Here is a 13,249-nt window from a genome sequence, read left to right on the forward strand (position 1 = left end):
CTTGGGCACGCAGGCCTCCTAGTTGAACGAGATAAAGGCGGTTGCGGTGCCCGAGGGCGGAACAAGTGACCCCAAAACGCTGCCGGATTGCGGCAGGTTGACCGGGATCAGAGGGGTTGCGGCCGTGGTGAACGGATCGCGCGCCGCGTCTTCCCGGACGCCGGGAATGGTCTGGTCCAGTTGCGCCAGCACGGTTTGAAACCGGCCGGAATAGGCGTTGGCCAGCGACGGCGTGCGGGAATGATAGGCCCCGACGGCGGCGGGCCACGACCCAAGCTCGGCATAGAGGTCGTTCAGAAACCGGGCGGCGTAGGTGGCGTTTTCATCCGGGTCGAACATGGCGTCGATCGAGCGGAACGCCTTGCCATGCCAGCGATAGTTGATTTGGAAACATCCGATATCAAAGCTGCGCTTGCCTGCCTTGAAGATGTTGAAGACGTAGGATTTCGCCTCAAATTCCGAGGTGAACCAAAACCCCTGTCCTTCTGCATTGATGGTCCAGGGCCAGGGTTCAAGCCTCCCATCCCGTAGGCGTCCGGTTTCCACCCGCGCAATGGCGCGCAGAACGTCCAGAGGGACGCCCTCGGACCGAGCGGCCCGTTGCGCGGCGGCATCGCAGACCCCAGCCACACGGGAATCAGACATGGCAAAGCCCTGTTGCGCCATACACAGCGCAAGGAAACTCAGGCCAAGGAACAAATGATGGGGCATTCTGCCGGTCCGGGATTCTGATCAGTCCCGGCCAAGCTAGTCCCTCTTGGGTTTACAGAGGGTTATCAGCTGCCTAGTTCCGGTCGATCCGGCGACCGAACACAACGCTGGTATTGGTGCGCAGCACGCCGGGGATCTTGGCCAGATCATCGACCAGAATGTCCAGATCCTCGATCCTTGGGGCCTCGGCCGACAGTAGTAGGTCGAATTCACCATTGATCGACAGGCAAAGCTTCACCTCAGGGTAGGCCTCAAGCCGTTTGATGATGCGCGTGGTTTCCTTTTGCTGCACTTCCAGCAGCACGACTACCTGAACGCGGGGGGCGTCCTCGGAGCTGTTCAAGATGACCGAGTAACCCGCGATAACCCCATTTTCTTCCATCCGGCGAATGCGTTCATGCACGGTGGTTCGGGCCACGCCCAGTTTTGCGGCGATCTTCGAGGTCGTCTCGCGGGCGTTGTGCTGTAGGGCGGCGATGATGCGGCGGTCTAGTTGGTCCATGGTCCCCAAGGTGTAATGCACAGAGGCCGGGAGGCTCAAGACATGTCAGAGCGTTCTTTTGAAACGGCTTTCCGGCTATTGCGCGGCCAGATCGCTGCCGCCGCCAAAACGCCGGGGGACGCGACTAGAGCAATGAACGCAAGTGTCGTAGCTGTGCTGAACACCGTCATCATCCATCCCGCAAATGGATAGAGCACCATCCAACAAGCATGGGACAAGGTGAACTGTGCTGCAAACACGGCGGGTCTGTCCTCGGGGCGGGCCGTGCGGGTCAATAAGCGGCCCGAAGGTGTCAGGGTCGCAGAATATCCGAACCCGGCGCAGGCCCACAGCACTGTCAGGGCGGGCAGTGAGACATCTGAGAAGGTAAAAAGACCGGCAGCAATCGCCATCGTAAACGTTCCAAAAGCCGCACCGGCCAGCATGATGCTACGGTCTTTGAAGACCTCCAGTAAACGGGGAAGGGCGAACGCCGCCAGCATCGAGCCACCGCCAAACCCCGCAAGCGCGATGGCCACCGCGCTATCGGACAGGCCCAAATCAGCCCGCACAAGGACCACGGTGTTGACGATCACCATTGAGCTGAGCGCCGCTGCAGTCCAGCTGAGTGCCAGAAGGCCGCGCAGACGAGGAGTTTGCAGATACAGACGGATGCCCCGCGTGGTCCGATCATACATTCCACGGCGCTCCGTGGGTTTCGGGGAGGGCAATGCAACCGATACAACAAGCAGAGCCGATGCTATGAAACCCAGCCCGGTGCCCCAGAACAAATTGTCAAAGCTGACGACCAACAGCAGTGCAGCGGCCAGTGTCGGGCTCAGCAGGCTTTCCAGATCATAAGCAAGCCGCGACAGAGACAGGGCTTTGGTATAGTCCTGTTCTTCAGGCAGCACATCCGGGATGGTGGCCTGAAAGGCCGGGGTGAAACCGGCCGAGGCTGATTGCAGCAGGAAGATCAGCACATAGACTTGCCAGATTTCCGATACAAAGGGCAGGCAGATGGCAACCAGAGCGCGGACCAGATCCAGCGCCACCAGCATCCGGCGGCGATCCAGTCGCTCCGCAAAGGCTGCGGCGATGGGGGCGATGGTTACGTAGGCGACCATTTTGATCGTCAGCGCTGTACCCAGAACCATCCCGGCTGCATCTCCGGCCAAATCATAGGCCAGAAGACCCAGCGCAACTGTTGCCAGCCCAGTGCCCATGAGGGCCACCAGCTGCGCCCCTAGCAAATGGCGGTAAACGCGATTCTGCAGCACGCTTAGCATCGGTTACAGGTACTTCGTAATGGCTTTGAAGTCGTCAATGTCCGCCTCCTGAGTGTCCGACCCGGGCGACAGGCAATGATCGATGTGATCGTGGATCAAAACCCGTTTCGCGTTGGTGATTGCCTTTTCCACAGCAAACAACTGTTGGGCGACATCCGTGCAGGGGGTTTCATCGTCGAGCATTGCAATCACTTTTGCCAAATGCCCGTGCGCTCTTTTGAGGCGTGCCTTGATCTGTTTGTGAGATTGATGTGGGTACTGAGTCATGGACTATCCCTATCCCCCCCATGGGGATGCTGTCAAGTTGACTGCGGGATGGCGGCGCAAACTCACCGATGGCGTTGAGTTTGCAGGCCAAACCTCCTATCTCGGGGTCGATACCGGACAAAGGAAGACCCGCGTGGCGAACCATCTATATAAAAACGACCTGCCGGACGGGTTGGATCTGGGCCCTGTTGTGGCCATTGATTGCGAAACCATGGGCCTGAACCCGCATCGCGACCGACTGTGCGTAATTCAGATGTCGGGCGGCGATGGCAACAGCCATATCGTTCAGGTCGAAATCGGCCAGAGCGAAGCGCCGAACCTGTGTGCGATGCTGGAAAACCCCGATGTACTGAAGCTGTTCCATTTCGGCCGGTTTGACATTGCCGCAATGTACCACACCTTTGGAGCACTGGCTGCGCCGGTCTATTGCACCAAAATCGCCAGCCGTTTGGTGCGTACATATACCGACCGCCATGGCCTGAAAAACCTCTGCCAGGAGCTGATCAGTGTCGATATCTCGAAGCAGCAGCAGATGAGCGACTGGGGTGCCGAAACCCTGACCGACGCGCAGCTGGACTATGCCGCCTCGGACGTTCTGTACCTGCATCAACTGCGCGAGGCGCTGGATGGCCGTCTGGCCCGCGAAGGGCGCACCGAAATGGCGCAGGCGTGTTTTGACTTCCTGCCGATGCGTGCGAAACTCGACCTCGCAGGCTGGCCTGAAACGGATATTTTTGCGCACTCATGACCGATACCGAAGCATTCCTGAGAACCGCCCGGCAGGTCGTCACCGATGAGGCCCGCGCGCTGGACGTTCTGGCCGACAGCCTGGACGAACACTTCGCCGAGGCTGTGCAACTGATCCTGCAGGCCCCGGGTCGGATCATCATCAGCGGTATCGGCAAGTCGGGCCATATCGGCCACAAGATTGCCGCGACGCTGGCCAGCACTGGCACGCCCGCCTACTTCGTGCACCCGGCCGAGGCCAGCCATGGCGATCTGGGTATGGTCTCGAAAGGCGATGTGGTTCTGGCGATTTCGAATTCGGGCGAGGCGCCGGAATTGGTGAACCTGCTGGCGTTCACCCGCCGTTTCGGTATCCCGCTGATCGGACTGTCCAGCAAGCCGGAAAGCACGCTGATGAAACAGGCCGATGTGCATCTGCTGATCCCGTCGATGGGTGAGGCTTGCGGGTTCGGCATGGTTCCGTCGATCTCGACTACGCTGACGCTGGCGATGGGAGATGCGCTGGCCATCGCGCTAATGAAGTACCGCGATTTCAAGCCTGAGGATTTTCGTGCCTTTCATCCCGGCGGCAAGCTGGGGGCGCAGCTGTCCACCGTGCGCGACCTGATGCACGCAGATCTGCCAGTGGTGCCCGAGGGCACCCCAATGAGCGAGGCGCTGCTGGTCATGAGCCAGAAGAGCTTTGGCGTTGTCGGCGTGACCGATGAGGCGGGTCGCCTGGTCGGTATCGTGACCGATGGGGACCTTCGCCGGAACATGGACGGGCTGCTGAACAAGACCACCGAAGAGGTCATGACCCGCAACCCGCTGACAATCGCGCCCAACGCTATGGCGGAAGAGGCGGTGGCGATCATGAATGACCGCAAGATCACCTCACTGTTCGTGGTTGATCCGGAAACACAGGGCCCGGCGCAGGGGTTGCTGCATATCCACGACTGTTTGCGCGTCGGTCTGGGTTAAGCGGAGGGTTACGCGGTGGACGGACATTCCCGCATGGTTCAGTTCTTCAAGGTGGTGCTGCCGTTGGTGGCTATCCTGATGCTGTCCACCGTTTTCCTTCTGTCGCGCAGCATCGAGACCAATGTCAGCGTTCCATTCACCCAGCAGGACATCGACGAACGGCTTGCCGATCAGGTGGTCACGCAGCCGAACTATCGTGGCACCACCCGCAAAGGCGAAGAGGTTCAGATCGAGGCGATCCGGGCGACACAGGGTCGGGAAGGTTCAATCCCGACCGCAGCTGAATTCCGTGGCCGCATGAACCTGTCTGATGGGGGTGTCATCACGCTGGATTCCAATTCTGGCATGATCCGGCCCGACAAAAACACAGCAACTTTTGTGGGTAATGTCGTCATAACATCGACTGACGGTACTGAAATCACCACGGATCTGCTGAATACCGCGTTGGACGAAATTAGGGGCGATGCGCCCGGTCAAGTCAACGGAACCGGGATTATCGGCAATTTCACTGCGGGCAGCATGACTTTTGGTACGGAAAAAACCGACGGACCCGTGCATATTCTTTTTACAGATGGCGTGAAACTGATATACGAGCCTGAAAAAGCAGAAAGATAACCTGTGTTCGATTTCCGATTTGTCCCACTTTGCCTTTTCTTGATCCTTGGCGCCTTTTCTGCTGCGGCGCAGGAAACTCAGGTCGCGTTTGGCGCTACGCAGGCCGATCCCAGCCTGCCGGTTGAGGTGACCTCAGAAAAGCTGAACGTCAATCAAGAGGACGGATCGGCAGAGTTTCTGGGCAACGTGATCGTCATTCAGGGTGAAATGCGCCTGACCGCCGAGCGCGTGCTGGTTATCTACAACGAGGACCGATCGGGTATCGAACGGATGGAGGCGACCGAGAATGTGGTTTTGGTCAGTCCTCCCGACGCGGCTGAGGGTGACTGGGCCGAATACACCATCGATTCCGGTGTGATCGTGATGAAAGGCAATGTGCTTCTGAATCAGGGTCCCAGTACAATCAGTGGCGACCAGATGAACGCCGACCTGACCGCTGGTACGGCGACAATGACCGGTAACGTCAAAACCATCCTGCAGCAGGGCGACAACTGATGGTGCGCCCTGAACTGACCGTGGCCGAGGGCAAATCCGGTCTTAGAATCGAAAAACTGCGCAAATCCTACCGCAAAAAGACCGTGATCCGGGATGTGTCGATGACGCTGGATCGGTCCGAGGTTGTGGCGCTGCTGGGTCCGAACGGGTCGGGCAAGACGACCACATTCTACTCGGTCGCCGGGCTTGTTTTCCCCGAGGCGGGGACCGTCACGATTGACGGGCAGGTGGTAACGACCCTGCCGATGTATCGCCGCGCACGTATGGGGATCGGTTATCTGCCGCAGGAGATGTCGATCTTTCGCGGCATGAGCGTCGAGGACAACATCGCCGCGGTTCTGGACATTACGGTGCGTCACGCCCATCGCCGCAAGGAACGGCTAGAAGAGCTGTTGTCGGATTTCTCGATCGAACACCTGCGACGGGCGCCTGCCCTGGCTTTGTCGGGGGGTGAACGCCGCCGCGTCGAGATTGCGCGCTGCTTGGCAGCTGATCCGAAATATCTGCTTTTGGATGAACCCTTTGCGGGTGTTGATCCGATCAGCGTGGGCGACATCCGCCATCTTGTTGCGGATCTGAAAAAGCGCGGTATCGGCGTTCTGATCACAGACCATAACGTGCGGGAAACGCTGGAAATTGTGGACCGCGCCTATATCCTGCATGACGGGCAGGTTCTGATGTCCGGCACCCCGGACGAAGTGGTCGAAAATGAGAACGTCCGGCGCGTCTATCTGGGTGAAAATTTCCGGATTTCATAAGCTTGCGCAGAAATGCGCCGAGTGCATGCCGGAAATCACGTATATACACGTCTGTTTTGATTGACTCTTCCGCCGTCTCTTGCCTCAATTGGGTCATGGCATTTCTTCGGTTCCCGTCTGGATCAGGATGCCCCTTCATCGAAGGGGGAACGGTGCGGCTACCGCAGAAATTGTCTCTACCCCCCACCCGATAAAAACAAGTGCGTCGCGTTACGTGACGTCAGAATGGGTGTGAATTGTGAAGGAGATCACATGCGTTACCAAATCAGCGGAAAACAGATCGACATCGGCGAAGCACTCCAGACCCATGTGCAGACCGAACTGGGCGAGGTCGTGGGCAAATATGCCCAGCGTCCGACCGACGCCAATGTCGTCTTTTCCCGTTCTGCGCATGAATATGTATGCGAAACCACCGTACATCTTTCCACCGGCCTAACGGCGCAGGCCAAGGCCCATGCAACCGAAATTTACGCGGCGTTTGAGGGCTGCTGCGACAAGATGGAAACCCAACTGCGCCGCTACAAACGCCGCCTCAAGGATCACCACAAGGATCGGTCTGAGCCGGTTGAACTCTTTGGAGCTTCCTCTTATATCCTCGCTTCTGACGAATCCGAGTCGGCAGCGGAGCCGGAATCCCTGCAGCCGATGATCGTGGCTGAGATGGAAACTAAGATACCATCGTTGAGTGTTGGTGAAGCCGTTATGCAGATGGAACTGGCCGGCGCTCCGGTGCTGGTGTTCCGGAATGAAAACAAGGACGGGTTGAACGTCGTGTATCGCCGCGAGGACGGCAATATCGGCTGGATCGATCCGTAACAGGCAAGAATAGCAAAGGCCCGGCCCCTGCACTCTGCGGGGGCTTCGCCATGGAGCGTAATCATGGAGCTTTCGAGCATACTGAAGCCCGAAGCAGTGCGTGTATTGTCCGCCGCATCCAGCAAGAAGCGGCTGTTTCAGGAAATCGCCGATGTGGCAGACGCGACTCTGGGTCTTGAGGCCCAGATCGTCGTTGATGGCCTGTTGGAGCGCGAAAGTCTGGGCCCCACCGGTGTGGGGCATGGCGTGGCGTTGCCGCATGCGCGCATGGCCGAGCTTGAGGCCGTATCCGGTGTCTTCGTCATGTTGGAAAAGCCGATAGATTTCGGTTCGGTCGATCGCCAGCCGGTTGATATCGCCTTTGCGCTGTTCGCACCGGAAGAAGCTGGAGTGGACCACTTGAAGGCACTGGCGCTGGTCTCACGCACCCTGCGGGACACTTCGGTTTGCTCGAAATTGCGAGCCAATCCTGATCCGGTCAAGCTGTACGCCATTCTGACCGAAGCGCAGTCCGTGCAAGCGGCCTAAGAGCTTTAGGAAACAAAAAAGCCCCCGAATATTCGGGGGCTTTTTTGTTTTCCGGACGGGTTTGCGGTTACCCGCCTGCACCCATTTCCAGCGTCCACCAGATCTTGCCGCCACCTTCCTGATGCCAGGCAAAGCCCATCTGCGTGGCCTTGGGGTCCATGATCACCGAGCGCGGGCCGGGTTCCTGCATCCACGCGGCCAGAGTTTCGGTTTCCGTCTCATAAGTCTCGGAAATGGCTTCACCAAGGAATGTGCCATAATAGCCAACCCGCTGCGCCCGATCGATTGGGGACGATCCGTCCGATCCAAAGTGCCAGGGGCGGTTCTGGCGCGCCATGTCCTTGGCGTGCGTGGCCGCCGCAGCGTTCAGCTGCGAATTGAGTTGTACCGCCTGCAAGCCCTGGGCCTGGCGCAGTGCGTTGACCGAATCAAGCATGCGGAACTGCAGCTTTTCGGGGTTGCCCCTGATTTTGTAGACTGACGGCAGCGGCCGCCCGTCCGATCCGTACGTCGGAGTGCTGCCGGGTGTACATGCGGCCAGCCCGATAAAGCAGGCAAATAGTAATGTAATTATACGCGTCATGTTCGACCTGATGTTTGGTTTAACCTAGGGCATAGCGCGACAGACCGCCTTGGGCAAACGCGCATTGGCCCGGTTCCGCATGAATCTGCCGGTTTGATTTGCGACTGAAGCATTCTAGCCATAAAATACGCTGGAATTTCAGACTGGCCTTAGAAAAGGACCGCCCGTCATGGTCAAAAAACATAATCACGCGTCTTCACGCCGGGGATTCCTGGCCGGAGCGTCCGCCTTTTTGGCGACGCCTGCAGTTGCGCAATACATCCCCGGTGACCCATTGCGCCCCGCACCTGAGCCGGAACCAGAGGTGCGTCGCAATATCTCAGGCTTCCGAGCGCTGGACTGGCAGCCCTATTTTTCCAACACAAACAACGGGGCCATTCTGGTCGATACGGTATCTCGCGCCCTGCATTATTGGTCGGATGACCAGCGGGTGTACAAATTGTACCCCTCTTCCGTACCGCTGACCGAGGAACTGACCCGCCGCGGCCGCACCAGCGTGGTACGCAAGGTCGAGGGGCCCAGCTGGTCGCCGACGCCCTCGATGAAAAAGCGTAACCCGGAATGGCCGGACTATATTCCTCCGGGGCCGGATAACCCGTTGGGAACACACGCTTTGTATCTGAGTTGGAAATACTATCGCATCCATGGCACTCATGACACGCGCAAAATTGGGCGTCGCTCGTCGAACGGCTGCATCGGGCTTTTCAACGAAGATATCGCGGAACTGTTCTCAATGGCGCAGGTCGGCACGCAAGTGTTGCTTATTTGACGACATTTTCGCGCACGAACCCGCTTGCGGCGTAAGTTGCAATTGCATTCCAGTTGGATAGCTGATTAGAAAAAACTTACGAGGTAAGTCTTGGATGTGCGGTTTCGCTATTTGGAACCGTGCAAATTCTGGAGGTTAATATGAAGAAACTCGTTCTCGCCGCTGCACTGACCGCTGCTGCTTCGACCGCTTATGCCGGTAACCTGGAAGAGCCGGTTGTTGAAGCACCGGTTGTTGTTGAGGAAACCCAAGGTTCGTCGCAGGGCATCATCCTGCCGCTGATCCTGCTAGTCGTAGTTGCTGCAGCTGTTGCCGCAAGCTAATTCGACAGTACTACCTAGAGAAAAGGCGGTGGAGCGATCCACCGCCTTTTTTCATGCCTGATTGAGCGGGTCTGATTGGTGGCTAATCAGTCCAGCCAGCCCTTCAGATTGTCCTCGATCACTTTGCCCAAGGCCGCGATGTGCGAATCATCGTCGTTCAGGCAGGGGATATAGGTAAAGCTCTCGCCACCTGCTTCCTCGAAGCTTTCCTTGATCTCTTCGTTGATCTCTTCAAGCGTCTCAATGCAATCGGCGGAAAAAGCCGGAGCGATGACGGCGATGTTCTTTTTGCCCTGTCGTGCCAGTTCGGCAACGTGGTCGACAGTATAAGGCTTTAGCCATTCCTCGGGGCCGAATCGAGATTGGAATGTTGAAACCAGCTGATCGTCCGACCAGCCCAGCCGTTCCTTCAACAAGCGCGAGGTTTTCGCGCATTGGCAGTGATAGGGATCACCCTGTTGTAAATAGCGTTCCGGCATTCCGTGGTATGAGACGACCAGAATGTCCGGCTTTGTCTGGGCCGCCGCATATGCCTTTTCAACAGAACCGGCCAAAGCGTCGATATAGGCGGGTTCATCAAAATAAGCAGGCACGGTTCGAGAGGCCGGTTGCCAGGCTTCCTCCATCAGCGCGCGGAAGAATTGGTCATTGGCGGTGGCCGTCGTGGCACCGGCGTATTGCGGGTAAAGAGGAAAGAACAAGATGCGGTCACAACCAGCGGCCACCATCTCGCGCACCTTGGATTTGGTCGACGGGTTGCCGTATCGCATGCAGAAATCGACCAGCACGCGATCGCCATAACGCGCCTGCATCGCATCGCGCAGCTTGGCAGTCTGGTCCTTGGTGATCGTCATCAGTGGGCTTTCGCCCTTGTCGTGGTTCCAGATCGACTTGTAGGCCTCGCCCGAGCTGAAGGGGCGTTTGGTCAGGATGATGCCTTGAAGGATCGGCTGCCATTTCCATTTGGGATAATCGATGACACGTTGATCTGACAGAAACTCGTTCAGATAGCGGCGCATCGGCCAATAGCTGTAGTCGTCCGGCGTGCCCAGATTTGCCAGCAGAATGCCGACGCGGCCCATCTTGACCTTGGGGTGGTCGGCGGGGGCGTGGGATGGGCGAGTGGCGTCAAACATGTCGGGCTTCCTGAGATTTCTCTATGCCAAGCTGAGATAACCGGAAAAACCCGGTCGTCAATCGGGCAGTTTGCCTTCTTTTGCGCCCAGCGCATCTGCAAGGCGCGCTTGGGCCGATCCGGGCCGCAGGGGTTTCTGCTGGCTGTCGTCGGGTGACCAACCGGTCAGGCAGATGAGCTCGAACGTGGCGGCCAGACGGCCCTGAGGCGTCGTGAAGTGGTCGGCATAGATCTGCTGCGCCCGGGCAAAGACCTGCCGCTTTGTGGGGTGTTTCACGCGGCCTGAAAGGCTGTTGGTCTCTCCCATCGCCCGAAGATCGCGCATCAGGTGGGTCAGGTCGCGGTATTCCGCCGTCAGACGCGCGGTGTCGGCCACCGGCAGCGCAAAGCCCGCCCGTTGCAGCAAGCCGCCCAGATCGCGCAGCTCAGCCATCGGTGCGATGCGAGGGCTGAGGCCACCGGCGACCTCGATCTCAGCCTGTCCAAGAGCGGCGCGCAGCTCGTGCAGGGTTTCTCCACCCAGACAGGCCACCAGCAGCAGCCCGTCGGGACGAAGGGCGCGGTGGCATTGGATCAGCTGCCCGACCGGATCGTTGGCCCAGTGCAGGGCCATGGCATGGATCACCAGATCATGCGCACCGGGCGTTAGGTCCAGCACGTCATCATCCGCGACGATCTGTGCCTCCGGCAGCACATCGCGCCAAATCTGTGCAAACGGCGTCACCACTGCGGGCGCCGTAAAGGATTTGTTAACCATGGAGAGCCGATCCTGTACCTCGTCCACGGCGGCATGGTGCAGGAACAGCGCGTCATCCTGCGCGCGGACGCGGTGCCGGGTCAGGGCCGGGCGGTCGAACAGAGAGGGTGCGTTGGAGTCAGGCAGCTTCATAGGGCGCAATTATCGCATGTGGCAGCGAATTCAAACCGCTGTTCAACTGATCTATCCGCCACGCTGTCTGGGATGCGGGGAACTGACCGAACAGGATTTCGGTCTGTGTGGAAAATGCTGGCGCGACACGCCGTTTATCGGCGGGGTGGTGTGCGAAAGCTGCGGCGTGCCACTGCCGGGCGAGGCGGATGGCCACCGGATCGAGTGTGACGACTGCATGAAAACACCGCGCCCGTGGCAGGACGGGCGCGCAGCGCTTTTGTATGACGGCAAGGCGCGGTCCTTGATTCTTGCGCTGAAACACGGGGACAGGCCTGAATTGGCGAAACCAGCGGCCCGCTGGATGGCGCAAGCCGGGCAGGACCTGTTTCGTGACGACATGCTGATCGCGCCGGTCCCCTTGCACTGGTCGCGGTTGTTGAAGCGGCGCTACAACCAGTCGGCCCTGTTGGCGCAGCATTTGGGACGTCAGATCGGGTTGGAAGTGTGTCTTGACCTGTTGGTGCGGCGGGCGCGGACCCCGGTGCTGGACGGCAAAACCGCGGCGGAGCGGGCGGAAACGCTGTCAGGTGCCATTGCAGCGCATCCCAAGCGGGGCCATCGGGTGCAAGGCCGTGACGTGTTGCTGGTGGATGATGTCATGACCTCGGGCGCGACGCTGGCAGCCTGCGCGCGTGTCTGCCTTGCCGCGGGGGCAAATCATATTTTCGTGTTGGCTCTGGCGCGCGTTGCCAAGGATGCCTAATTCGCTCAGGATTGTGCGAAACCCGAAGGGACGGAATATGAAACCGGTTGAAATCTATACATCGCCACTGTGCGGCTATTGCCATGCGGCCAAGCGCCTGCTGAAGCAAAAAGGTGTTGAGTTCAGTGAAGTCAACGTTCTGATGCATCCCAAACGCAAGCCCGAGATGATCCAGCGCGCGGGCGGCAAACGCACCGTTCCGCAGATTTTCATTGGCACGCAGCATGTAGGTGGCTGCGATGACCTGTATGAGCTGGAGCGTCAGGGTAAGCTGGATCGCCTGCTGGCGGCCTGATGAAAACCGCGCTGCTGCAGCTTTGCTCGTCGGATGATCCGGCCGAAAATCTGGCCACCGTGCGCACCATGATGGCTGATGCTGCCGGGCACGGCGCGCGGTTCATCCTGACGCCCGAGGTGACAAACTGCGTCTCTACCAGCACGACGCGGCAGCGCGAGGTTTTGCAGCACGAAGAAGACGACCAGACGCTGACGGGCCTGCGGGATCAGGCCGCCGCGCTGGGCGTGTGGTTGTTGATCGGCTCGCTGGGGATCAAGACCCATGATGCCGACGGGCGTTTTGCCAACCGCTCTTTCATGATCGACCCGCAGGGGCAGATCGTGGCGCGGTATGACAAGATCCACATGTTCGACGTGCAGGTGTCGGAAAATGAGACCTTTCGCGAATCCAAAAACTATCGGCCCGGCGACCGCGCGGTGCTGGCACAGACGGATTTCGGCGCGGTCGGCATGACCATCTGCTATGACATAAGGTTCCCGCATCTCTATGCGTCATTGGCGCAGGCGGGGGCACGTATCTTTACTGTCCCAGCAGCGTTTTCACCGGTGACCGGCGCGGCCCATTGGCAACCGCTGCTGCGGGCGCGGGCGATTGAAAACGGTTGTTGGGTGCTGGCCCCGGCCCAGGCCGGAGAGCACCCGAAAACCCGCGGCAGGACGCGCCATACCTACGGTCACAGCATGGTTGTGGCCCCGTGGGGAGAGGTCGTCATCGACGCAGGCACCGATCCGGGCATTCACATTTTCGATTTGGATGATAGTTCTGTGGCAGAGGCGCGCCGCCGTGTGCCCTCATTGACTCACGTGCGGCCCTTCGAGGGGCCCTGATCCAGAACCGAGA

19 protein-coding genes are annotated in these 13,249 nt (G+C 59.0%); 12 read left to right on the forward strand and 7 right to left on the reverse strand.

The genetic code is table 11. From position 1 onward, the window contains the following. Nucleotides 1-18 precede the first annotated feature (18 nt). From ACXAGD_RS18195 to ACXAGD_RS18210, 4 genes are all read right to left on the reverse strand, one after another. Nucleotides 19-711: a lytic transglycosylase domain-containing protein gene (locus ACXAGD_RS18195; protein WP_475212365.1), complete on the reverse strand. Its 693-nt coding sequence runs from the start codon at nt 709-711 to the stop codon at nt 19-21. Between the two features lie 73 nt (nt 712-784). Continuing rightward, nucleotides 785-1,213: an Lrp/AsnC family transcriptional regulator gene (locus tag ACXAGD_RS18200; RefSeq protein WP_170334652.1), complete on the reverse strand. Its 429-nt coding sequence runs from the start codon at nt 1,211-1,213 to the stop codon at nt 785-787. A gap of 35 nt (nt 1,214-1,248) precedes the next feature. Then, nucleotides 1,249-2,481, reverse strand: a complete 1,233-nt coding sequence (locus tag ACXAGD_RS18205) for an MFS transporter (protein ID WP_475212368.1) — start codon at nt 2,479-2,481, stop codon at nt 1,249-1,251. A 3-nt stretch (nt 2,482-2,484) separates the two neighbouring features. Beyond that, nucleotides 2,485-2,748 carry a metal-sensing transcriptional repressor gene (locus ACXAGD_RS18210; RefSeq protein WP_475212370.1) on the reverse strand — a complete coding sequence of 88 codons (264 nt, stop codon included), beginning with the start codon at nt 2,746-2,748 and terminating at the stop codon, nt 2,485-2,487. A 133-nt stretch (nt 2,749-2,881) separates the two neighbouring features. Here ACXAGD_RS18210 and ACXAGD_RS18215 point away from each other — a divergent pair, with 133 nt between their 5' ends. From ACXAGD_RS18215 to ACXAGD_RS18245, 7 genes are all read left to right on the forward strand, one after another. Further along, complete coding sequence (locus ACXAGD_RS18215) at nt 2,882-3,496, forward strand: ribonuclease D (protein ID WP_475212372.1); 615 nt, start codon at nt 2,882-2,884, stop codon at nt 3,494-3,496. Next, complete coding sequence (locus ACXAGD_RS18220; RefSeq protein ID WP_475212374.1) at nt 3,493-4,455, forward strand: KpsF/GutQ family sugar-phosphate isomerase; 963 nt, start codon at nt 3,493-3,495, stop codon at nt 4,453-4,455. The genes ACXAGD_RS18215 and ACXAGD_RS18220 overlap by 4 nt, the downstream gene beginning before the upstream one ends. A 15-nt stretch (nt 4,456-4,470) precedes the next feature. Beyond that, nucleotides 4,471-5,070, forward strand: coding sequence for an LPS export ABC transporter periplasmic protein LptC (gene lptC / locus ACXAGD_RS18225; protein ID WP_475212376.1), 600 nt, complete (start codon nt 4,471-4,473; stop codon nt 5,068-5,070). Nucleotides 5,071-5,073: 3 nt separating this feature from the next. After that, entirely contained in the window at nt 5,074-5,565 is a 492-nt protein-coding gene (locus ACXAGD_RS18230; RefSeq protein ID WP_475212378.1) for an LptA/OstA family protein, read from the forward strand. Further along, entirely contained in the window at nt 5,565-6,323 is a 759-nt protein-coding gene (lptB, locus tag ACXAGD_RS18235) for an LPS export ABC transporter ATP-binding protein (RefSeq protein ID WP_475212380.1), read from the forward strand. The genes ACXAGD_RS18230 and lptB overlap by 1 nt, the downstream gene beginning before the upstream one ends. 252 nt (nt 6,324-6,575) lie before the next feature. Continuing rightward, complete coding sequence (hpf, locus tag ACXAGD_RS18240; protein WP_475212382.1) at nt 6,576-7,139, forward strand: ribosome hibernation-promoting factor, HPF/YfiA family; 564 nt, start codon at nt 6,576-6,578, stop codon at nt 7,137-7,139. 63 nt (nt 7,140-7,202) lie between these two features. Next, nucleotides 7,203-7,667: a PTS sugar transporter subunit IIA gene (locus ACXAGD_RS18245; protein WP_475212384.1), complete on the forward strand. Its 465-nt coding sequence runs from the start codon at nt 7,203-7,205 to the stop codon at nt 7,665-7,667. A gap of 67 nt (nt 7,668-7,734) precedes the next feature. On the opposite strand, the gene dalA is transcribed toward ACXAGD_RS18245, so the two are convergent. Beyond that, on the reverse strand, nt 7,735-8,250 hold the full coding sequence (gene dalA / locus ACXAGD_RS18250; RefSeq protein WP_475212386.1) for a divisome-associated lipoprotein DalA: 516 nt from the start codon (nt 8,248-8,250) through the stop codon (nt 7,735-7,737). A gap of 169 nt (nt 8,251-8,419) precedes the next feature. Between dalA and ACXAGD_RS18255 the strand changes: the two genes are divergently transcribed. Further along, the gene (locus ACXAGD_RS18255) at nt 8,420-9,019 is read left to right on the forward strand and encodes a L,D-transpeptidase (protein ID WP_475212388.1); all 600 of its coding nucleotides are present in this window, start codon (nt 8,420-8,422) and stop codon (nt 9,017-9,019) included. A gap of 140 nt (nt 9,020-9,159) precedes the next feature. Further along, nucleotides 9,160-9,342 carry a hypothetical protein gene (locus ACXAGD_RS18260; protein WP_010442520.1) on the forward strand — a complete coding sequence of 61 codons (183 nt, stop codon included), beginning with the start codon at nt 9,160-9,162 and terminating at the stop codon, nt 9,340-9,342. 86 nt (nt 9,343-9,428) lie between these two features. Here the strand turns inward: ACXAGD_RS18260 and hemH are convergent, their stop codons facing one another. Together hemH and ACXAGD_RS18270 are read right to left on the reverse strand one after the other, a co-directional pair. Then, nucleotides 9,429-10,478, reverse strand: a complete 1,050-nt coding sequence (gene hemH / locus ACXAGD_RS18265) for a ferrochelatase (RefSeq protein ID WP_475212391.1) — start codon at nt 10,476-10,478, stop codon at nt 9,429-9,431. A 57-nt stretch (nt 10,479-10,535) separates the two neighbouring features. After that, nucleotides 10,536-11,366: a methyltransferase domain-containing protein gene (locus ACXAGD_RS18270; protein WP_475212393.1), complete on the reverse strand. Its 831-nt coding sequence runs from the start codon at nt 11,364-11,366 to the stop codon at nt 10,536-10,538. A gap of 16 nt (nt 11,367-11,382) precedes the next feature. Between ACXAGD_RS18270 and ACXAGD_RS18275 the strand changes: the two genes are divergently transcribed. Genes ACXAGD_RS18275 through ACXAGD_RS18285 form a run of 3 tightly spaced genes read left to right on the forward strand, consistent with a single transcriptional unit; the run spans nt 11,383 to nt 13,236 of the window. Beyond that, the gene (locus tag ACXAGD_RS18275) at nt 11,383-12,111 is read left to right on the forward strand and encodes a double zinc ribbon domain-containing protein (protein ID WP_475212395.1); all 729 of its coding nucleotides are present in this window, start codon (nt 11,383-11,385) and stop codon (nt 12,109-12,111) included. 37 nt (nt 12,112-12,148) lie between these two features. After that, nucleotides 12,149-12,406 (forward strand): glutaredoxin 3, encoded by a 258-nt coding sequence (gene grxC, locus ACXAGD_RS18280; RefSeq protein WP_475212397.1) that lies wholly within the window; start codon nt 12,149-12,151, stop codon nt 12,404-12,406. Then, complete coding sequence (locus ACXAGD_RS18285) at nt 12,406-13,236, forward strand: carbon-nitrogen hydrolase family protein (RefSeq protein WP_475212399.1); 831 nt, start codon at nt 12,406-12,408, stop codon at nt 13,234-13,236. Before grxC ends, ACXAGD_RS18285 begins: the two co-directional genes overlap by 1 nt. Nucleotides 13,237-13,249 lie beyond the last annotated feature (13 nt).

The organism is Ruegeria sp. ABF4_144, from assembly GCF_056160045.1.